The 20,031-nt window shown below is 63.6% G+C and carries 13 protein-coding genes; 5 read left to right on the top strand and 8 right to left on the bottom strand.

Annotated elements, in window-relative coordinates; all coding sequences use genetic code 11:
* Positions 1-6 precede the first annotated feature (6 nt).
* Both ACQKP1_RS22770 and ACQKP1_RS22765 read right to left on the bottom strand, forming a co-directional pair.
* Positions 7-2,394 carry a xylulose 5-phosphate 3-epimerase gene (locus ACQKP1_RS22770; protein ID WP_216331576.1) on the bottom strand — a complete coding sequence of 796 codons (2,388 nt, stop codon included), beginning with the start codon at positions 2,392-2,394 and terminating at the stop codon, positions 7-9.
* Between the two features lie 47 nt (positions 2,395-2,441).
* Complete coding sequence (locus tag ACQKP1_RS22765) at positions 2,442-3,473, bottom strand: ribose-phosphate pyrophosphokinase (RefSeq protein WP_235864173.1); 1,032 nt, start codon at positions 3,471-3,473, stop codon at positions 2,442-2,444.
* Positions 3,474-3,891: 418 nt separating this feature from the next.
* Here ACQKP1_RS22765 and ftsH point away from each other — a divergent pair, with 418 nt between their 5' ends.
* The 4 genes from ftsH (at position 3,892) to ACQKP1_RS22745 (ending at position 10,704) form a co-directional block, all read left to right on the top strand.
* The gene (gene ftsH / locus ACQKP1_RS22760; RefSeq protein WP_427277132.1) at positions 3,892-5,766 is read left to right on the top strand and encodes an ATP-dependent zinc metalloprotease FtsH; all 1,875 of its coding nucleotides are present in this window, start codon (positions 3,892-3,894) and stop codon (positions 5,764-5,766) included.
* Between the two features lie 63 nt (positions 5,767-5,829).
* Positions 5,830-6,816 carry an HlyD family secretion protein gene (locus tag ACQKP1_RS22755; RefSeq protein WP_077546189.1) on the top strand — a complete coding sequence of 329 codons (987 nt, stop codon included), beginning with the start codon at positions 5,830-5,832 and terminating at the stop codon, positions 6,814-6,816.
* Entirely contained in the window at positions 6,806-9,574 is a 2,769-nt protein-coding gene (gene rbbA / locus ACQKP1_RS22750) for a ribosome-associated ATPase/putative transporter RbbA (RefSeq protein WP_427277131.1), read from the top strand. The genes ACQKP1_RS22755 and rbbA overlap by 11 nt, the downstream gene beginning before the upstream one ends.
* A gap of 2 nt (positions 9,575-9,576) precedes the next feature.
* Positions 9,577-10,704 (top strand): ABC transporter permease, encoded by a 1,128-nt coding sequence (locus ACQKP1_RS22745; protein ID WP_077546191.1) that lies wholly within the window; start codon positions 9,577-9,579, stop codon positions 10,702-10,704.
* A gap of 60 nt (positions 10,705-10,764) precedes the next feature.
* On the opposite strand, the gene ACQKP1_RS22740 is transcribed toward ACQKP1_RS22745, so the two are convergent.
* The 6 genes from ACQKP1_RS22740 to ACQKP1_RS22715 form a co-directional block, all read right to left on the bottom strand.
* Complete coding sequence (locus ACQKP1_RS22740; protein ID WP_427277130.1) at positions 10,765-12,003, bottom strand: MFS transporter; 1,239 nt, start codon at positions 12,001-12,003, stop codon at positions 10,765-10,767.
* A 276-nt stretch (positions 12,004-12,279) separates the two neighbouring features.
* A complete protein-coding gene (locus tag ACQKP1_RS22735) occupies positions 12,280-14,397 on the bottom strand; it encodes a heavy metal translocating P-type ATPase (RefSeq protein WP_077546193.1) in 2,118 nt (705 codons plus the stop codon).
* A 206-nt stretch (positions 14,398-14,603) separates the two neighbouring features.
* On the bottom strand, positions 14,604-15,515 hold the full coding sequence (arcC, locus tag ACQKP1_RS22730) for a carbamate kinase (RefSeq protein ID WP_077546219.1): 912 nt from the start codon (positions 15,513-15,515) through the stop codon (positions 14,604-14,606).
* A 2-nt stretch (positions 15,516-15,517) separates the two neighbouring features.
* Entirely contained in the window at positions 15,518-16,519 is a 1,002-nt protein-coding gene (argF, locus tag ACQKP1_RS22725) for an ornithine carbamoyltransferase (RefSeq protein WP_077546194.1), read from the bottom strand.
* A gap of 10 nt (positions 16,520-16,529) precedes the next feature.
* Entirely contained in the window at positions 16,530-17,756 is a 1,227-nt protein-coding gene (locus tag ACQKP1_RS22720) for an arginine deiminase (RefSeq protein ID WP_077546195.1), read from the bottom strand.
* A gap of 12 nt (positions 17,757-17,768) precedes the next feature.
* A complete protein-coding gene (locus tag ACQKP1_RS22715; RefSeq protein ID WP_077546196.1) occupies positions 17,769-19,205 on the bottom strand; it encodes a YfcC family protein in 1,437 nt (478 codons plus the stop codon).
* Positions 19,206-19,568: 363 nt separating this feature from the next.
* Between ACQKP1_RS22715 and copM the strand changes: the two genes are divergently transcribed.
* Positions 19,569-20,015, top strand: coding sequence for a CopM family metallochaperone (gene copM / locus ACQKP1_RS22710; protein ID WP_245423430.1), 447 nt, complete (start codon positions 19,569-19,571; stop codon positions 20,013-20,015).
* Positions 20,016-20,031: the final 16 nt, after the last annotated feature.

Here is a 20,031-nt window from a genome sequence, read left to right as displayed (position 1 = left end):
CGTCCTTCATTTGGTAGGAGTGGTGAGATCGGCGGGCGAGCCTTTCCCATCGATGGCATTGCGTTCGGCGACTGTCAGGAAGTCGCGGCGCGACCACCCAGCCAAAGGTGCGGCGGCATCGATCAGATGCGCCCAACTGCAGCGATTGGCGAACAGCAGGCCCGCGACATCCAGCGTGCCGCCCCGGCTGATATAGCCGCGGGCCACAGTGTGTTTCGGACCGCTGTCGAGCCGTCGCAGCAGGCCGAGCATCGGCTCGGGCCGTGTGTGCGAGACGATCAGGCGCGGGACATCGACCGGGAAGAGGCGCACGAGCTCCTCGTCGGACGCCACAAAACGCGCCTCGATGGGATCGCGGGGGATCCTGAAGCGACCGGGCTCGTTGATCGCCGTCACCACGACCCGCCGTCCATGCTCTTTCAGGCGGTTCGCCGCCTTGAGCGCCTCTTCGAGCTGGTAAGCGCCGATCGCAACGATCTGCAGCTCGGCGCCGTCAACCTGTCCCTCGATGTGGGCAGCGCCGTCGGCGACGAAACGGACGGCGGCAGCGCCGTCGAAGCGGTGCGGCATGTCGCGCTTTGAGACGATCACGCAGGCGACCTGGCCGCGCCCCTCGAACACCGAGGCCATGGTGGCGACGGCGCTGTTGGCGTCTACCGGAAACAGCACACGCGCGGTGTCCGACATCTCGCCGAGCAGCGCCTCGCCGACGGTCGGATCCTGATGCGACTGCTCGTTCTTGGAATTCTCCCAGGTATGCGAGGTGACGACAAGCGGCACGGAAATCCAGCCCGGGCTCTGGCCCACCGTGCGTTGGTGGCGCGCGAAGATGATCTCCTGACGCAGGCCACCGAGCATCTTCATCGCGAAGGCTTCGTAGCTGACGATGAGGTTGATCCCGCCTTTGTTCGCAAGGGCCGCGGCGGCGACCGCTTCCTCGTTGAGTGCGGTGATCACGGCGCCATCAACGGCATCGGCGACGCCGGCTTCGGGCGTATTGACGCGGTGGCGGAGGCGGTCAAGGGTGGCACCCATGTGGTTGGAGCGCAGTTCGTCCGGATTGCCGACGCGCACCCTGTGCGACGGATTTGCGTTGACAAGGCTCACGAACCAGCGGTCGAGCGCATGCATGGCGCAATCGGCCGGCGCGCTTTTGTCGGTCCATTGCGGCTGCGGCAGGCTCGGCGCAGACGGCCGGCGCGACGCCAGCGGATGCCGGCTCTCCGGGGGACGCTTCTGCTCCTGGTGAATCGCAATTGCTGAAACGGCCTCGGCGATCTCCTCCTGCGGGACGAACAGAACCCGCGCCGCTTCGTTGAACGCAGTTCGCGCGGCCTCGTCGCGGGACGGATTTCCGGCAAGCGGGAGATTGTGCGCGGCGTTCGTGCCAGCGCCTGGAAAGCCGAAGCCTTTCACGGTATTGGCAATGGCGTAGGGAATGGGAGCGGGATAGACGCGGGCGGGATCGCCCGCAAAACGGCCAAGGCGCTCCTCGGCCGTCAGGATCGCCCAGACGAAGGCCGCGGGATCGCGACCGTCGATCTCGAACGGATCGAATCCGTTGAGCCTGAGATGATCAGCGAGCCAATCGGCGCCGCCCTGCTGCGCAATCTGCGCCCGCTCCTCGATGCGTCGGCCGTTAAGGATCATGATCGGCACGACGAGACCGCTATCCTCAGCTCGCCACCAGCGCGCCGTCCAGTCCGAGCCGCGCTGCTCCTCGAAGGCGCCATCGCTCACGAAAGCGACCAGGCTCTCTCCGGGTAGCGGGGCATGGACGTACTGGACCTCGGCGAAGCCGAGATATCCGCCCTCGGAAATGGCGCCGGCCGTGTTCGGTCCGGCATGGCTGCCGATCGGCACCGCCGGACGGCCCTCGGCATTGATAGCATAGGAATAGAAGTCGGCGGCGAGCCGGGACAACCCTTTCTCGCTCCGGTCATAGCGCCCTTTCTGCGCATCCGAAACGTCGCCGGTCAGCGCGTTGAGCGCCTCGATCGCCGCGACGCAATGGCCCTGTCCCATCACCCAGGAGCGGGTGGTGGCCGAGAGCGTGTTCGCGGCAAGGTAGCCGACAAAGGCCGGCACCATGTTCAGGGAACCGCCGGTATGGCCTTCAGGGGTTGCTTTGAAGGCTTCTAGCGGCAGCGACGCGCCGGAGAGGTCGACGCGCTTGGCATAGGTCATGTGAACCACCGTCCACATCGCGGCGGAGGTCAGCCGGTCGGCAGCGGCAAGCAGGCGGTAAAGCGCGTCCGGGTTCTGCTTCGGCGACTGCGCAAGAGCGCGAATGCGCTCGACGGTTTCGTCGCTATGCGTGATCGGGCCGTAGCCGGCACGCCAATGTTCGAATGCTGGGGAGTGTTCGAAGGCTGTGGACGTCGTCGCGGCCATGCGCTGCTGCCTTTCCTGGATGTGTCTGCTTTCCGATGCCGATGGCATCACTCAACCCCGCCGGTCCACGACGGAGGATCGCTGGCGGGAAAGGAATCGATGCCGGCGCGTTCGACGTCGTCGAGCGGCTCGGGCGGGCGTCGATGACGAACGAGTTCAGGATCGGGAGCGTCGGCGATGGCCAGCGCATCCGTGACCAGTCGGGCGAGCCCGATCGCGTTGCTCGGATGACTGACCGAATCGGAGGAGACGATCCTGCCGCAGAGCGGCGCCAGGCGCGTATAGGAATCACCGGCGAAGATGCCGTGCACGACAGCGACGTCGGGTCGTGCGAATCCAAGCGGCGGCAGCTTTCGCGCCGCCTCGATGAGCGTATTGCCGGAGGAGGCGATGTCGTCGACCAGGACGGGCTGCAGCCCGCTCGATGAGGAGAGGTCGGGAAACGCGATCTCGACGTCGCGGTCGCCATGCCGGATCTTACGCAGCACCGCATGCGGCGCGCCGATCTTTGCGGCGATGGCCGACACCCATTGCTCGCTTTCCTCGTCCGGACCGATGATCAGCGGATCGGCAACCGACGCGGCGATCCACTCCGCCAGGAGCGGCGCCGCATGCAGCGTCAGCGCCGGGATTTCATAGAGCGCGGACAGCGCCGGATAGCGGTGCAGGTGCGGATCGACGGTGACGAGCCGGTCGAAGCTGGACGAGATCAGGCGCGCAAAGGTTCGGGAGGTGATGGCCTCACCCGACCGGAAACGCCGATCCTGCCGCATATAGGCCAGATATGGAGCGATCAACGTCACCGCGGTGGCGCCGAGCGATCGGGCCGCGTCAGCGAGAAAGACGAGCCGGAGGAAGCCCTCATCGGGGCGAGCGAGCGTCGAGACCAGAAGAACCGATTTTGCTGCGACGTCGCACGCGAGGCGGACATAGCTCTCGCCGTCCGGGAAACTGCGCGTCTCGATCGCCCCCAGCTCGCCGGCGCCAGCGTTCGCAAGTGCTTGCGCAAATGCTTCATTGCCGGGGAGAGCAATGATGACGGGGACGGAAGTCATCTGGGCTGTGGCAGGGGCCATCATCGTTCTTTCGCAGTCTCGTTCCGGCGTGCAGCACGACGCGCGGTCAGCTCATGATTTCTTGCCCAAAGGCGAAGACAGGTCTCAGATAAAGCCCGCACGGAAGCTCGATTCTTTAATCGAGATTAAGTTCTTGCCATTGCGTGCCAACTCGGCCTCGCGTGGGAACGGCATTTCCGGTCATGCACGAAGGGATGCATAAAGGCTCCGGGCAGCACCTTTCCGGACGCAATCTTGATCTGAGTTAAAGTTCCGGCCTTCCCAGGCGCGCATTTTGACGACCAAGCAGGCTTCAAGTGACTTTTAGCAGAGAACCTTGTCGATCCTGATGCTCAATAGACGCGGCGATCCATAACGCGCCTGGCTGATGACATAAATCGCATTGGCCGTCGCGCGCGAGAGAAGTACGGGAATGCGGCCCATGGAGAATGAGAACAAGGCGCCCGCGAAGCGGGTCTTCAAGTTCGACATCCTGTATTTTATTGCGGTCTTCTTTGCCGTTCTGCTGATCCGGGATCTGCTTGTCGGCCAAGGCCACATCGAGGACATTCCGTACAGCGAGTTCCAGAGGCTGATCGAAAGGGACGGCGTCGCCGACCTGGTGGTCGGACCGACGGAGATCACCGGCGCTTACAAGCCGCCTATCGAGAAGGATGCGCCCCAGCATTTCTCCACGGTTCGCGTCGATCCGCAGATCGCCGACGTGCTAACCAAGCGCAACATTTCCTTCTCCGGCAAACCGGCGCCGGGCCTCTTCGAAAACCTGCTCTCCTGGCTGATGCCGGCTGCGGTATTCGTGCTGATCTGGATATTCCTGCTGCGGCCGATGATGGCCGGACAGCATGGCGGCCTGATGAGCATCGGGCGCAGCCGGGCGAAAGTCTATGGCGAGAAGTCCGTGAAGGTGACGTTCGCCGATGTGGCGGGCGTCGATGAAGCCAAGCAGGAGCTCGCCGAAGTCGTCGGCTTCCTAAAGGACCCGGCAACCTATGGCCGGCTCGGCGCGCGCATTCCCAAGGGCCTGCTTCTCGTCGGTCCGCCCGGAACCGGCAAGACGCTCCTCGCGCGTGCCGTCGCCGGGGAATCGGGGGTTCGCTTCTTTTCGATTACCGGTTCCGAATTCGTCGAGATGTTCGTCGGTGTCGGCGCTTCGCGCGTGCGCGACCTGTTCCAGCAGGCGCGCGCGCAGGCCCCGGCCATCGTCTTCATCGACGAACTCGATGCGCTCGGTCGCGCCCGCGGCGTCGATATGCCGGGCGGTGGACATGACGAGAAGGAGCAGACGCTCAATCAGCTGCTCGCCGAGATGGATGGCTTCGACCCGAGCGTCGGCATTATCGTTCTCGCCGCGACGAACCGGCCAGAGATTCTCGATCCCGCGTTGCTGCGCGCAGGTCGCTTCGATCGCCAGGTTCTGGTCGACCGCCCCGATCGTCAGGGCCGGATCGACATACTGAACGTGCATCTGAAGAAGATCAGCGTGGCGCCCGAACTCGACGTCGCGGCGGTCGCGGCGCTCACGCCCGGCTTCACCGGCGCCGATCTCGCCAATCTGGTCAACGAGGCCGCGCTTGTGGCCACGCGCCGCGGCGCGAGCGCCACCGTGCTCGACGATTTCACGCAGGCCGTGGAACGTATCGTCGCCGGCCTGGAGAAGAAAAGCCGAATTCTCATTCCACGCGAGCGCCAGATCGTCGCCAATCACGAGATGGGGCATGCGCTCGTCGCCATGGCGCTTCCCCAGACCGACGTGGTGCAGAAGGTCTCGATCATCCCGCGCGGCATTGCTGCGCTCGGCTACACGCTCCAGCGGCCGACCGAGGATCGCTTCCTCATGAGCCAGTCCGAATTGCAGGATCGCATGGCGGTGCTGCTTGGCGGTCGGGCCGCCGAAAGCCTGGTGTTCGACGAGATTTCGACAGGCGCGGCGGACGATCTCGTCAAGGCGACGGACATCGCACGCAACATGGTGGTCCGGTTCGGCATGTCGAAGGAGCTCGGACAGGTCGCATATGAACCGGAGACCGGCAGCTTCCTCGTCGGACAGACCCCGGCCTGGCGACCGCGCACCTATAGTGATGAGACGGCCGAGGCCATCGATCACATGGTGAAAGACCTGATTGACAGCGCCTTCCAGAAGGCACGCGCGATCCTCGAGCGCAACCGATCCGTGCTCGATACCAGTGCGCGCGAGCTTCTTGAGCGCGAGACGCTCGGCCCCGACGAGCTCGCCAAGCTGACCACGGGTCTCGAGCGCGAGGCACCGCGAAAGCCAGGTCTCGCTCTGGTCGAATGATGCGGATCGAAAATCGCCGGATAGGCCTGCTCGACGGGCGCTCGCTGTTTAAGGGAATCTAAGGTGCGCAGATCATCCGTTGTCGTCATCGCCGTGTTGGTTGGCACTGCTGTGGCCGGCGGCTATGTCTATTGGCTCGGTACGCAGAACCGGGTTCCAGCAGGCCTGGCGCGAGTGAATGGAAGGATCGAGGTCGAGCGGGTCGACATCACCAGCAAGTATGCCGGGCGACTGGCTGAAGTCCTGGTCGACGAGGGCGCGAACGTCAACAAGGGCGACGTGCTTGCCCGCCTCGATACGAGCGAGATCCAGGCCCAGTTGACGGCCGCGCGCGCCGCCGTCCATCGCAGCCATCAGAGCGTCGCCAGTGCGCAAGCGAGTGTTGCCCTGCGCGAGGCTGAACTCAATCTTGCGCGAATCGAACTCCAGCGGGTCGTCAACCTCATGCGAACGAACACTTCGACCCAGGCCGAGCTCGATCGCCGCACGGCGCAACGCGACATCTCAAGCGCGTCTCTGCAGACCGCTAAAGCCGCGGTTGAGGACGCCAAGGCCTCGGTCGAGGTTGCCGAGGCGCAGGTCAGCCAGATCGAAGCCGCCATTGCCGACATGACGTTGAAGGCCCCGGTATCCGGCCGCGTCGAGTACCGTCTCGCCCGAACCGGCGAGGTCGTCGGCGCCGGGGGGCGCATATTGACGGTCTTCGACCTCTCGGACGCCCATATGACGATCTATCTTCCGACGGCCTCCGCCGGTCGTGTGGCGGTGGGCTCGCAGGCCCGCCTCGTGCTGGACGGCCCAGGCGGCTACGTCTTGCCGGCGATCGTGTCGTTCGTTTCGGCCGACGCGCAGTTCACACCGAAATTCGTGGAGACGGCGAACGAGCGCGAGAAGCTGATGTATCGCGTCAAGCTGCATCTCGACCCGGCGCTGGTCACCTCCGAGCGCGGCTATGTCAAGGCGGGGATGACCGGCAACGCCTATGTTCCGGTGACCCCAGACGCGCTTTGGCCGACCGAACTTGCGCCGAGGCTGCCCGATGGAGGCTGAGCCCGCCACTGCCGTCAGCCTGTCGGGCGTCCAGCATGCCTATGGGAAGGTGATCGCTCTTCGCAATCTGGCTCTGACCGTTCTGCCCGGGTGCAAGCTCGCCATCGTCGGCCCGGATGGGGTCGGCAAGTCGACCTTGCTCGGCTTGATCGCGGGGGTTCGCCGCATTCAGCGCGGTTCGGTCAATGTGCTGGGCGGCGACATGGCTTCGGCGGCGCACCGCAACGAGGCCGCGCCCCGCATCGCCTATATGCCGCAAGGGCTCGGACGCAATCTCTATCCGACCTTGTCGGTCTACGAGAACATCGACTTTTTCGCCCGGCTCTACACCCAGCCGGACGATGGTCGGCGTCGACGGATCGACGAGCTCATGCGGGTCACGGGGCTGTTTCCGTTCGCCGAACGACCGGCGGGGAAACTCTCCGGCGGGATGAAGCAGAAGCTCGGGCTGTGCTGCGCGCTGGTTCATGATCCCGATCTCCTCATTCTGGACGAACCGACGACCGGGATCGATCCGTTGTCGCGCCGCCAGTTCTGGACGTTGATCGGACGTATCCAGGCCGAGCGGCCGACCATGACGGTGATCGTGGCGACCGCCTACATGGAGGAGGCTGGCGCCTTCGATCGAATCGTGGCGATCGACGATGGCGCGATCATCGCTGAAGGAAGTCAGACGGACCTGCTTGCGCGCACCGGCGCCACCACTCTCGAACAGGCCTATATCGAGCTACAGCGTCCGGAACGGCGCGGGGTGCGCGCGGCGCCGTCCGTCCCACGTCTCGAACCCGACGGCGGCCCTCCAGCCATCGTGGCCGAAGGCCTGACGATGCGGTTTGGCGATTTCACCGCGGTCGACCATGTCAGCTTTCGCATCGAGCGCGGCGAGATCTTCGGCTTCCTCGGCTCCAATGGCTGCGGCAAGACGACGACGATGAAGATGTTGACCGGGCTGCTTCCGGCGACCGAAGGTCATGCCGAGCTCCTGGGCAAGCCGGTCGATGCGCGCGACATCTCGACGAGGACGCGAATCGGCTACGTCTCGCAATCTTTTTCGCTTTACGAAGAGCTGACCGTGCGCGGCAATCTCGAACTGCACGGTCGACTCTGCGGCATCGGCGGCAAGGGGCTGGGTGAGCGGGTCGATGAGGCCTTGTCGCGCTTCGAGCTCGGCAATGTCGCCGAGATGCTGCCGGACGCCTTGCCCTTGGGCATGCGCCAGCGCCTTCAGCTGGCGGCGGCGTGCCTGCATCGGCCGGACGTCCTGATCCTGGACGAGCCCACATCGGGCGTCGATCCGGCGGCCCGCGACCGCTTCTGGAGCCTTCTGCTCGAGATGTCGCGCCGCGACGGAGTGACGATCTTCATCTCGACGCATTTCATGAACGAGGCCGAGCGCTGCGACCGCGTCTCTCTCATGCATGCGGGCCGCGTGCTGGCGGTCGGCGCGCCACGCGAGCTCCAGGCCGCACGTAAGGCCGCAAGCCTCGAGGATGCCTTCGTCGCCTGTTTGGAAGATGCGGCGGGTACGGGTGCCGGCGAGCCGTCCGTGACTGATGAAGCGGTCGGCATGGTCGAGCCGACCTCAGTGAGGCTGAACAACAATGCCGAGGTGGCGCAAACGCCGCGCCTTGCTTCGATGAAGCGGATCTGGACGTTTGCACGCCGGGAGGCGCTCGAGCTCAGCCGGGATCGCATCCGGCTGGCCTTCGCCCTGATCGGTCCGCTGCTGCTCATGGCGGCGTTCGGCTACGGGATATCGTTTGATATCGAAGGTTTGCGCTACGCGGCGCTCGACCGCGACCAATCTCTGGAAAGCCGGGCGTTCCTCGACCAGTTCTCGAACTCGCGGTACTTCGTCGAGCAGGCACGTCTGAACGACGATGTCGAGATCGACCGGCGCCTGCGCGCCGGCGAGATGAAATTCGCCATCGACGTCCCGCCCCGCTTCGGCCGCGACCTCTTGCAAGGCCGCCGGCCCGAGGTCGGCTTCTGGCTCGACGGCGGCAATACCTTCCCCGCCGAGACCGCGCGCGCCTACATTCTTGGCACGCTTCAGACCTATGCCGGCATGCTGGCGCGCGCCCCTCGTGGCGCCAACGGACTGCCGGCCGAGACGCTGCGGGTCGAGCCGCGCTTTCGTTACAATCAGGATTTCCGTTCCGTCTTCGCGATCACGCCGGGATCGATCATGCTGCTGCTGATCATCTTCCCGGCGATGCTGACCGCCCTCGGGGTTGTGCGGGAAAAGGAGATGGGGTCGATCGCGAATGTCTATGCGTCGCCGGCGACGGTCGGCGAGTATCTACTCGGCAAGCAGCTCCCTTATGTTGTGATCGGCGTCCTGAGCTATCTCAGCCTGCTGGCTTTCGCCGGTGGCGTGCTGGGCGTCGTGCCGAAGGGCTCGCTGCTGGCGCTCTCGCTCGCAGCCCTGGTCTATGTCTACGCCGCGACGGCATTCGGGCTTCTCGTTTCCGCCTTCGTCTCGACCCAGGTCGCCGCGATCTTCGGCACCGCCATTATGACGGCGATGACCGCAGCGCATTATTCGGGCTTCCTGATCCCGGCCTCCTCGCTCGAGGGGCCGGGCCGCATCATGGGCCTGTCCTTCCCGCCGCTTTGGTTCCAGACCATCAGCCTCGGCGTGTTCGCCAAAGGTCTCGAAACGCCAGCGTTCGCCCGCGAGCTTCTGGTGCTGGCGGCGTTCGCGCTTGGATTCCTGCTGCTGGCGCGGCTCTTGATCCGCAAGCAGGGGGCGTAGCGATGCGGCGCTGGATCGAAAACGCCTTCCGTCTCGGCGTCAAGGAATTCGCCAGTCTGTCGCGCGATGTCGTGATGGTGGTGCTCATCGGCTACGTCTTCACCTTCGCTGTCTATTCCGAAGCGACAGCGATGCGAACTGACGTCGACGACGCCAAGGTGGCCGTCATCGACGGCGATCGCTCGACCCTCTCGGGCCGGATCAAGGACGCGCTGCGGCCTCCCTATTTCCGGCCGGCGGTCGAGATCGACCGCTCGAGCCTCGACGGTTTGATGGACAAGGGCGCTTTCACGTTCGTTCTCGACATTCCGCATGGTCTGGAAGCCGATTTTCTCGCCGGCCGCAACCCGACCGTTCAGGTCAATGTCGATGCCACCAGCATCTCACAGGCCGGCGTCGGCACCGCCTATATCCAGGAGATCGTCGCGCAGGAGACAACACGCTTCCTCAAGCAGGCCCCCGTCGAGACGCTCGCCCCCGTCAAGCCGGTGATCCGCGCGATGTTCAACCCGAACCTCGAAGCCATCAGCTTCACGGCCAGCATGGGCGTCATCAACAATGTCACCATCCTCGCCATCATTCTGGTCGGTGCCGCGGTGATGCGGGAACGGGAGCATGGAACAATCGAGCATCTTCTGGTTATGCCGGTGAGCGCCAGCGAGATCATCGCCGGCAAGATCTGGGCAAACGGGCTGGTCATATTGCTGGCAGCCGCGTTCTCGCTTCACGTCGTGGTCGAGGTTGTCCTGCGCACACAGATCGTCGGCTCGATCGAACTGTTTCTTGCCGGAACGGCCATTTATCTCTTCGCCGTGACGTCGCTTGGCATCCTCCTCGCCACGGTCGCGAACTCCATGCCGCAATTTGCGCTGCTCTCCATCCCGGTCTTCGTGCTCATGTTCCTGCTGTCCGGCTCCTTCACGCCGTTCGAGAGCATGCCCCGAGCCCTGCAGCTGATTATGGACCTTTCGCCGTCCACGCATTTCGTGCGTTTCGCACAAGCTGTGCTCTACCGCGGCGCCGGTCTCGATGTGGTCTGGCGCGATCTTCTGATCATGGCGGGCCTTGGCGCGGGCTTCGTCGCGATTGCCCTTTATCGTTTCAAAGCCATGCTCGCCCGCCAATCGTGACGATCGCCGTCTAAGCATATCGCACGACACGCGCAACTGCGCGTATTCCTGTTCCGGCAGTTATCGGCTCGCTGCCGGTTCCGGCATCAGGAGCCGGGGCAGCCGGATACTGGCCAGCAGTGTCCCCAGAACAAGCAGCGCGGCGAGGACGAAGCTCGCATCGGGCAGGATCGGCAGATTGAACAGCGCGCCGCCTGCGACCGATCCAAGGGCCTGACCAAAACTCGCGGCGGCGGTCATGCGGCCGAGTTGCGCTCCCTGGCTGGCCGGGATGCCAAACGACGCCCAGTAGGTTGCGACCGGAGACAGCATGCCGGCACTCGCGGCCACCAGCGCGACGGCGACCGACATCAAGACCGAGGTACTAACGACCGAAACGACGACCAGCCCGATGGCAAGCGTCGCCAAACCAGGCGCGATGAACCAGCGCGTGAGCTCCGGCTTGATGAGAGGCGAGAACACCAGGGCCTGGACGACCGCCATCACGAGGCTGCATTCGGCGAACATGATGCCGATATGTGCGGCATCTAGGCCGAGGACCTTGCCGCGCAGCGCCAGTCCGACTTCGAAAACGCCGATCGCGAGCGCCGTCACCAGCGCGATCGCCAGAAGCCGCAGCATCGCCCGCCGTTCGAGCTGTGTGGCGTCCGTTGGTGCATCGCCGCTCTCGCGCCGCGTTCCGGAGGGAAGGAGGAAAAGCACCAACACGGCCGCGATCACGGCCAGGCCTGTCGCCGTTAGCAATGGCATTGCCAGCGAGCTGTCGGGAGGGAGTGTCCAGAGGCTTCCAGCGACACGCACCGCCAGCCCCCCGAGCAAAGGCCCGATGAAGAAGCCGGCGGTTCCAGCGATGTTGATCAGCGCGAAGCGATGGGCGCGCCATTCTTTCGACGGGGCATAGTCGCCGATCAGCGCATACGCGACCGGGGTGATGGCGGCGGCGAAGAACCCGGCAAGAAAGCGGCCGAGATAGAGAAGAGGCAGGCTTGCTGTGATGGCGAACAATCCGGAGGTCGCGGCAAAACCCAGAAGGCCCATCAGGATGATCGGCTTGCGGCCACAGCGATCGGAAATGCGTCCCCAGACCGGCGCGCCGACGAAGATCGCAATGATGTAGACGCCCGTCAGCAGCCCCGTGTGCCATGAAAGAGCCTTCGGCGTGCTCCTGCCGGCGATCTGCTCGATCAGGAAGGGCAGGATCGGCAACGCGACACCATAGCCGACGGTGATCGCGAACATCGCGACGAGGACCGCTGAGAGCGCGCTCCAGCTCAGTCGGGTGGGTTCAGCCAGATCCATGCCGATGCGACCTGCTGCCCAGCCCGCAGCCCGAGCGATCGGGCATCGTCGACATCCGCAGATCGGGCGGAACGAAGAGCTGGCCGAATCTTTCGGGCATTCGAGGCCACCCTGCACCAGCCATCGCTGGCGAGGTCAACGGTGAGGATACGTGAGGGTAAGCCTCGTCGACAAGAATCCGATCCCCCGTGCCATTTGAGACGTCAGGAACGGTGACGGCCAGGAACAGACTGAGGCCTGGCTGGTCTGGCGAGCAGCTCAAAGAGCGGACGCTTGTCATGAAACGGCCTTCATGCCTTGGCGCCTGTAAAAACGCAGGAACTGCGCATTGATGGCAACGATGATGGTGCTGGCTGACATGAACACCGCGGCTATGGCCGGCGTCATCAGAAAGCCCGTGCCGAACGTGATGCCGGCGGCCATAGGGATGGCTATGGTATTGTAGCCGGTTGCCCAGATGAGGTTCTGCACCATCTTTCGGTAGGTCGCACGTGACAGACCGAGGATCGCCGCGACATCGCGCGGATCGCTCTTGACGAGCACGACATCCGCCGACTCCACGGCCACATCCGTGCCGGCTCCAATGGCCACGCCGAGATCCGCCTGGACGAGCGCCGGCGCATCGTTGACGCCGTCACCGACCATTGCCACCGAGAGGCCCCGAGCCTGAAGCTCCTTGATCTTGTCGGACTTCTGATCGGGCAGCACCTCCGCGAAGTACTCGGCGATCCCCAGTTCCTTCGACACGCTCTCGGCTACGCCCTTTGCGTCGCCCGTCAACATGACCGATTTGATGCCGAGCTGGGTGAGTTCCGCGATGGCGTCTTTCGATTCCGGTCGGACGATGTCGGCGAGCGCGAAGAGCGCACGCGCTTCGCCGTTGCGCACCAGCGCCACCACCGTTTTGCCCTGCGCTTCGAGCTGCTTCAGCCTTTCATGTGTGATGGGTTTGCCCTGTCGTGCAAGATGGCCGGGGCTGACGATGCGAATGTCCTGCCCGTCGACCTTCGCGACGATGCCTTCGCCCGTGATATTGCTCACCTCGCTGGCTTTCTGAATGTTGATATTCCTGCGTTTCGCTTCAGCCACGATGCCGTGAGCGATCGGGTGCTCGGACTGACTCTCAGCTGCCGCGGCAAAGGCAAGCTCAGCGTTCTCGTCGCCACCCGCGAGCAGCACGACGTCGCTGACGCCGAAGCGCCCCTCGGTCAGTGTGCCGGTCTTGTCCAAAACGACTGCTTGAAGATTGCGGGCACGTTCGAACGCCGCCCGGTCACGGATCAGAAGACCATTGCTGGCGCTCAGCGATGTGCTGACGGCGACCACCAGCGGCACGGCAAGCCCAAGGGCATGCGGGCAAGCCACGACCATCACGGTGACCATGCGTTCCAGTGCGAACTCAAGCGGCGCGCCAAGCCAAAGCCACCAGACGAACAGCGTTCCGAAGCCGACGACCAGGGCGATGTAGGTCAGCCAGGCGGCCGCCCTGTTGGCGATATCCTGTGTCCGCGAACGCGTTGCCTGCGCTTTCTTCACGAGATCGATGACCTGGGCGAGATAGGTCGCATCGCCTGTCTTCGTCACTTTGATGGTCACGGCGTTGGCGCCGTTGATCGCACCGCCGATCGCCGTTGCGCCGACCGTCTTGGTGACGGGACGCGATTCGCCCGTCAGCATCGCCTCGTTGAAGCCGGACGAGCCCTCGACGATTTCGCCGTCGACCGGAACCTTGGCGCCCGGGCGGACGATGACGCGATCACCGGGCTTGAGAGCGGAGATCGGTACCTCGTGCATCTTGCCGTCGTCGTCGATGCGGGTCGCGCTATCGGGCAAGAGGCGAACGAGCTCTTCCAGGGCGCGCGACGCGCCCATCACGGAACGCATTTCGATCCAGTGACCGAGCAGCATGATGGCGATGAGGGTGACGAGCTCCCAGTAGAACGCTTCGCCCGGAAAACCGAACGTGACAGCGGCGGAGAAAAAGTACGCAGCCGAGATCGCCAGCGCGATGAGCGTCATCATGCCGGGCCGCCCCTTGCGCAGCTCGGAGAAGAAACCGGTCAGAAAGGGCCAGCCACCATAGAAGTAGGCGATGGTCGACAATGCGAACAGGACCCATCCGTCGCCTGGGAAGGAGAGCACGCCCGAGAGTCCGAGCCAGTCTCTTATCATCGGAGAGAGCAGTAGCACCGGAGGGGTAAGCACGAGGGTCACCCAAAACCGGCGGCGAAAGTCCGCAACCATGGCGCCGTGGTCGTGGCCGGCGTGATCCGAATGGCTGGACCCTGCCGCAGCAACAATGCTGGAAGCGACTTGCCCGGCTTCCTGCGCTGCTTCGCCGGACGCATGGTGGTTATGATTGCGGTGATCGTGATGGGAGTGCGGTGAACTCATTTTTCCTCGTCCGTATGAGCCCGTCCAGACGTCCATCACAGCGGGCTACAGGGGTTCTGCCGCACTGATCAAGGCTTTGGAAGAGACAATGTTTAGATGTGCAACCTCGCTGCCAAACGCGCGCGAATCTTTAATCCAGATCAAGTTCTGGCTTCGCACGGCGTCGGCGTGCGTGGTAAAGATCAATGGAAGTGGCCGGCCAACCACTATGCCGACTTGACGATCGTGCCGGCTTTGCCCTCCAGAATCGCGCGGGCATCTTCCAGGCGTCCGATGCCCGCGATCCGGCCGGGTGTCCCGGCGAACTGGCAAGCGGCTTCCACTTTTGGCCCCATGGACCCGGGCGGAAACACAAAAGCCGCCAACTCGGCCGGTTGCGCCGCTCGAACCGGTCGCTGATGTGGCGTGCCCCAGTCGAGATAGACGGCATCGACGTCGGTCAGCATCAGGAATGCATCGGCGGCGAGGTCCGCGGCGAGCAGGCCGGCAGCACGATCCTTGTCGATAACGGCCTCCACGCCCTGAATGCCGCCCGAGATGTCCCGAACGACGGGAATACCACCACCACCGACGCAGATCGTCACCACACCAGCATCGACCAGCAGGCGGATTACCTCCATCTGGACGATGCGTTTCGGCAGTGGTGACGGCACCACTCGCCGCCACCGCCCGGGAGCCTCTTCTGTCATCGCCCAGCCATGCGCAACGCGCGCGCTCTCGGCTTCTGGCCAATCGTAGATCTGACCGATAGGCTTTTCCGGCCGGCCGAACGCGGGATCGTCCGGGTCAACCTCGATATGGGTCAGCAATGTCGCCAGCCTTGTGCCTTGTGGAAGCGCATTGGCCAGTTCCTGCTCGACCAGATAGCCGATCATTCCGATGCTCTCGGCGCTGATGACGTCGAGCGGGTAGGGAGCAACATCCTTCAACGCCGTCGCCTGAAGGGCAAGCAGACCGACCTGCGGTCCGCTTCCATGCGCCACGACGATGTCGTGATGCGCGGCAAGGTCGGCAAGCGCCGCCGCAGCCTTGCGCACATTGGCGCGCTGCACCTCCGCCGTCATAGGCTCGCCTCGCTTGAGAAGGGCGTTGCCGCCCAGCGCAACAACGACCCGCACGATCACACCCCCAATGTGGCGACGAGAATCGCCTTGATTGTATGCATGCGGTTTTCCGCCTGGTCAAAGACGATGGAAGCATGCGACTCGAAGACTTCTTCCGTCACTTCCATGCAGTCGATGCCGTATTGCTCATAAATCTTCTCACCGATCTCGGTCTCGCGGTTGTGAAAGGCCGGAAGACAGTGCATGAACTTGGCGTGGGGATTGCCCGTGGCGCGCATCAGATCGGCGGTGACGCGGTAGGGTGTCAAAAGCCTGATGCGCTCGTCCCAGACCGAATCCGGTTCGCCCATCGAGACCCAGACGTCGGTATAGACGAAGTCGCACCCTTTCGACGCTTCCTGAGGATCCTCCGTGAGCGTAATCCGTGCTCCGGTCTTCTCCGCCACGGCCCGGCATTGATCGACCAACGCCTCGTCCGGCCAACACGTCTTCGGCGCACCAAGCCGCACGTCCATGCCGATCAACGTCGCTCCGGTGAGGAGCGAATTGCCCATATTGTTGCCGGCATCGCCGAGGAAGCAGAAGGAGAGTTGCGACAGGTGCTTGCGCGTGTACTCGCGCATGGTCAGAAAATCGGCGAGAATCTGCGTCGGATGGAACTCGTCCGTCAGGCCATTATAGACAGGCACGCCGGCATGAGCGGCGAGTGTCTCGGCCTGTACCTGGCCAAAGCCGCGATACTCGATACCATCATACATGCGTCCAAGCACCCGGGCGGTATCCTTCATCGACTCCTTCTTGCCGATCTGCGTTCCTGACGGGCCGAGATAGGTGACATGCGCACCCTGATCGTAGGCGGCGACCTCGAAGCCGGTCCTGGTACGCGTTGAATCCTTCTCGAAGATCAGCGCGATGTTCTTTCCTTTGAGCCGTTGCTGTTCGTAACCGCCATACTTGGCCTGTTTGAGCGATGCGGAGAGCCGCAGCAGAAAACGGATTTCGTCCGGTGAAAAATCGAATAGCTTGAGCACGCTGCGGCCGACAAGATTGACGGGCATTCTTTCCTCCCTAGATCGGATCGCGGATCAGCGGACAAGTCATGCAATGGCCGCCGCCTCGGCCGCGGCCGAGCTCGGCGCCGGGCACCGTGATGACCTCCACGCCAGCCTTGCGCAGTTGCGTGTTGGTATAGGTGTTGCGGTCATAGGCAACGACCACGCCAGGCTCGAGGGCGACGACATTGTTTCCGTCGTCCCATTGCTCGCGCTCGGCCACATAGGCATCACCGCCAGTCTGCACCACCCGCAGCTTCTTGAGGCTGAGCGCCCGCGCCACAACCTCCGTAAGATGGCCCGTCTCCTGCCGCACGTCGATTTCCCCGGCCTTCGCACCCGGCCGCAGCGAGTAAGCGGTGATGCCGTCCACAACGTCCGAAAACAACGTCACCAGGTCGCGATCGCAAAAGGTAAACACGGTATCGAGATGCATGGAGGCGCGCTCGACGGGCAGTTTGCACGCGATGACGCGCTCGGCGGCCCCTTTGGCGAACAGGGCGCGCGCGATCTGCCCCACGGCCTGCGGCGTGGTGCGCTCTCCCATACCTATCAGCACGAGGCCGTTTCCAAGCGGCATGACGTCTCCGCCCTCTGCGGTAGCCAGTCCGTAGTCCTCATCCGGGTCGCCCCACCAGACAGGAAAGCCGGCATCGCGAAAGTCCGGATGAAAACGATAGACGGCGGCAATGTTCACCGTCTCGAGCTTGCGGGCATTCCAGCGCATGGGGTTGAGCGTGACACCGCCATAGATCCAGCACGTCGTGTCGCGCGTAAACAAATGGTTCGGGAGCGGGGGAAGCAAGAAATCCTGCGGCCGCAGGACCGACGCCAGCACGCCGGTTGGCGCGACCGGCAGTTCCGCCCTGCTCATGCCGCCCATGAGGATGAGCGACAGATCGTCGGAATTGATTTCCATCAGGTGGGCGCTGAGATCGTCGGCAAGCCCGACACCCACAGTGTTCACGTTGACCCGCCGCTCCAACAACCAGCGGCGCGCCTCCATGTCCTGCATCGTCTGCGCCAACGCCTCGCGCAGGAAGACGACTTCGCTGCCGCGATGGCGGATCGCATCGACGAACGTCATGTGCTCGACACGGGCTTGCTTGACCCAGATAACGTCGTCGAAGAGCAGTTCGTGACAATTGCCAGGGGTCAGGCGGGTAAGGGCTGCGCCCGGCCGGTCGACCAGAACGCGTCTGAGCTTGCCGACCTCGGAATGAACGCCGTAGGTAATGGTCATCCTGGTTCTCCTTCAGGCAGCGAGCAGCACGGCTGCGCTGAGGCTGGCCATGATGATGACGGTGAGTATGAGGAGCAGCGGCGCCATGAATCGGAGCCAGCGCTCATAGGGGACGCGGCCGATGGCGAGCGCGCCCATCACCACGGCAAATGTCGGGTTGATCAGGTTCACCAGGCCGTTGGCCGATTGATAGGCGGTGACGACGAGGTTGCGACCGACCCCTGCGAAGTCCGCGACGGGTGCCATGATCGGCATCGACAGAACGGCCAGCCCGGAGGAAGACGGCACGAAGAAGGAGAGTAGGACATTGATCCAGTAGATCACGTTGATGAACGCGACCTCTCCCAGTCCCGCAACCTTGAGTTCAGCCCAGTGCAGGATCGTATCGGTTATCTTTCCGGCATCCATGATCACGACGATGCCGCGCGCGAGGCCGATGATCAGCGCCACACCCAGAAGGTCGCGCGCCCCGTTGACGAAGGCGTCAACGAATTTCTCCTCGCCAGGACGCGCGATCAGGCCAATGAGGATTGCCGAGGCCAGGAAAAGGCCGCTCATCTGGCCCATCCACCATCCGGCCCGCAGCACGCCCCAGATCATGACCAGGAAGGTGAGTGCGAACATCACAAGCACGACCTTGTGCAGGCCGGTAAATTCAAGTGCCTCGCCGCCATGTGCGGCAAGAAAATGCGCCTCGTTGTCCGCCTTGCGATCATAGACGAGCGAGCGGCTGGGGTCGATCCGGACGCGCTCGGCATAACGCATGACATAGATGACGCAGGCGAGCCAGGAGAGCCCCAAAATGACGAAGCGCAGCACGATTCCCTGGGTGAAGGGAATACCCGCAGCGTCGGACGCAATGACTGTGGCAAAGGCGTTGACCGTGGAGCCCAACACGCCGACGCCCGCACCGAGCAGGATGATCGCCACCGCGGTCACGGCATCGTACCGCGCCGCGATCATGATCGGGATCAGGAGCACATAGAAGGCAAGCGTCTCCTCAGCCATGCCGTACGTGGTGCCGCCGAAGGCGAACAGCGCCATCAGCACCGGGATCATCCACTTCTCGCGGCCCTTGAGTGACCTCATGGCACTGCTGATCCCGGAGTTGATTGCTCCGGTGGAGGCGACGACACCGATGAACCCGCCGATGATGAGCACGAAGAGCGCAACGTCGATGGCATTAGCCGCATTGGTCACGGGGTCGTAGAGCCCGCCGATCGGGGCCATGATGACGTCGAACACGTCCTGCGGGTTCGCCTCGCTCACGCTATATGTACCGGCAACTGGAACTTCGCGGTCCAGTGCGGGGTTTTGCACTCGTTGGTACTGGCCGGCTGGAATGATCCAGGTCAGCGCTGCGACGAGCACGATAAGTCCGAACAGAATGGTGTAGGCGGTTGGAAACCGCCATTTCCTTGCTTCGGTCGCCGACGATGCGATGCTCATGGTACACCCCCCCTTCTTGCGTGTTGTCACCGTCACCCTGGCTAAGCTGGGGAGGCGATCGTGTTTGAACCTGAGCGTGTCGGGAATCCGCGGATGGCCACCCACGTCGTGCGCAGAGAAGGCAAACGCGGTCGCTCGAAGACCATATCGGTGATCTTCTGGTCGAAGCGCCCACCATTCCTTGATCGAAGTTAAGTTCGCCTGCCGCACATCGGCCTATGCTGAGCCACATATCGATTGGACGCAATCGTGGATCTACACGGCAGCGGCACAACGGATCCGGTCGACACATATGCATGGAATGCAGATGCGCGGCCGATCGCAGCAGCAAGGAGGCTCGACATGCAGTGCAAGACGAGAACGATGCTGGCACTTGTGCTGGTGTTCGCACCGGCAGTGGCATTCGCCCAGAATGATGCGCACCATGACAACCGATCGGGGGGCGAACAGCCTCCCTCAGCAACCCTGAGCGTGCCGCAACAATGCGCGCCGATGATGGAGATGATGGACGTCATGATGGGCGACCACATGTCGGCCTGCCTGGCATCGCTGCCGCAAGCCTCGCAGGCCTACATGCGCGCCATGATGGGCATGCACGCACCGATGATGGAAGCGATGCAGTCGACGGATCCGGATGTCGCATTCGTCAAAGGGATGATCCCGCATCATCAGGCCGCCATCGATATGGCCCGGGCCGTTCTCGAGCTTGGGTCCGACCAGCAGACCAGAGCCTGGGCGCAGCAGACTATCACGGCGCAGCAGACCGAAATCGATGATATGCGTCAGTGGCTGCGGCAGCGCGGCGAATAGATGCGGAACTGACCAC

The organism is Allorhizobium sp. NPDC080224 (assembly GCF_050281005.1).
Lineage (GTDB): Bacteria > Pseudomonadota > Alphaproteobacteria > Rhizobiales > Rhizobiaceae > Allorhizobium.
The sequence above is the reverse complement of the archived record's forward strand: the minus strand, read 5'-3'. Positions and strand labels throughout refer to the sequence as shown.

Bases quoted from the DNA above. Each gene is read 5' to 3' on its own strand.
- argF (WP_077546194.1), bottom strand. From the start codon at position 16,519: ATGCCCGTCAATCTTGTCGGCCGCAGCGTGCTCAAGCTATTCGATTTT.
- ACQKP1_RS22715 (WP_077546196.1), bottom strand. From the start codon at position 19,205: ATGAGCATCGCATCGTCGGCGACCGAAGCAAGGAAATGGCGGTTTCCA.
- ftsH (WP_427277132.1), top strand. From the start codon at position 3,892: ATGGAGAATGAGAACAAGGCGCCCGCGAAGCGGGTCTTCAAGTTCGAC.
- ACQKP1_RS22745 (WP_077546191.1), top strand. From the start codon at position 9,577: ATGCGGCGCTGGATCGAAAACGCCTTCCGTCTCGGCGTCAAGGAATTC.
- ACQKP1_RS22720 (WP_077546195.1), bottom strand. From the start codon at position 17,756: ATGACCATTACCTACGGCGTTCATTCCGAGGTCGGCAAGCTCAGACGC.
- ACQKP1_RS22740 (WP_427277130.1), bottom strand. From the start codon at position 12,003: ATGGATCTGGCTGAACCCACCCGACTGAGCTGGAGCGCGCTCTCAGCG.
- rbbA (WP_427277131.1), top strand. From the start codon at position 6,806: ATGGAGGCTGAGCCCGCCACTGCCGTCAGCCTGTCGGGCGTCCAGCAT.
- ACQKP1_RS22765 (WP_235864173.1), bottom strand. From the start codon at position 3,473: ATGATGGCCCCTGCCACAGCCCAGATGACTTCCGTCCCCGTCATCATT.
- ACQKP1_RS22770 (WP_216331576.1), bottom strand. From the start codon at position 2,394: ATGGCCGCGACGACGTCCACAGCCTTCGAACACTCCCCAGCATTCGAA.
- copM (WP_245423430.1), top strand. From the start codon at position 19,569: ATGCTGGCACTTGTGCTGGTGTTCGCACCGGCAGTGGCATTCGCCCAG.
- ACQKP1_RS22735 (WP_077546193.1), bottom strand. From the start codon at position 14,397: ATGAGTTCACCGCACTCCCATCACGATCACCGCAATCATAACCACCAT.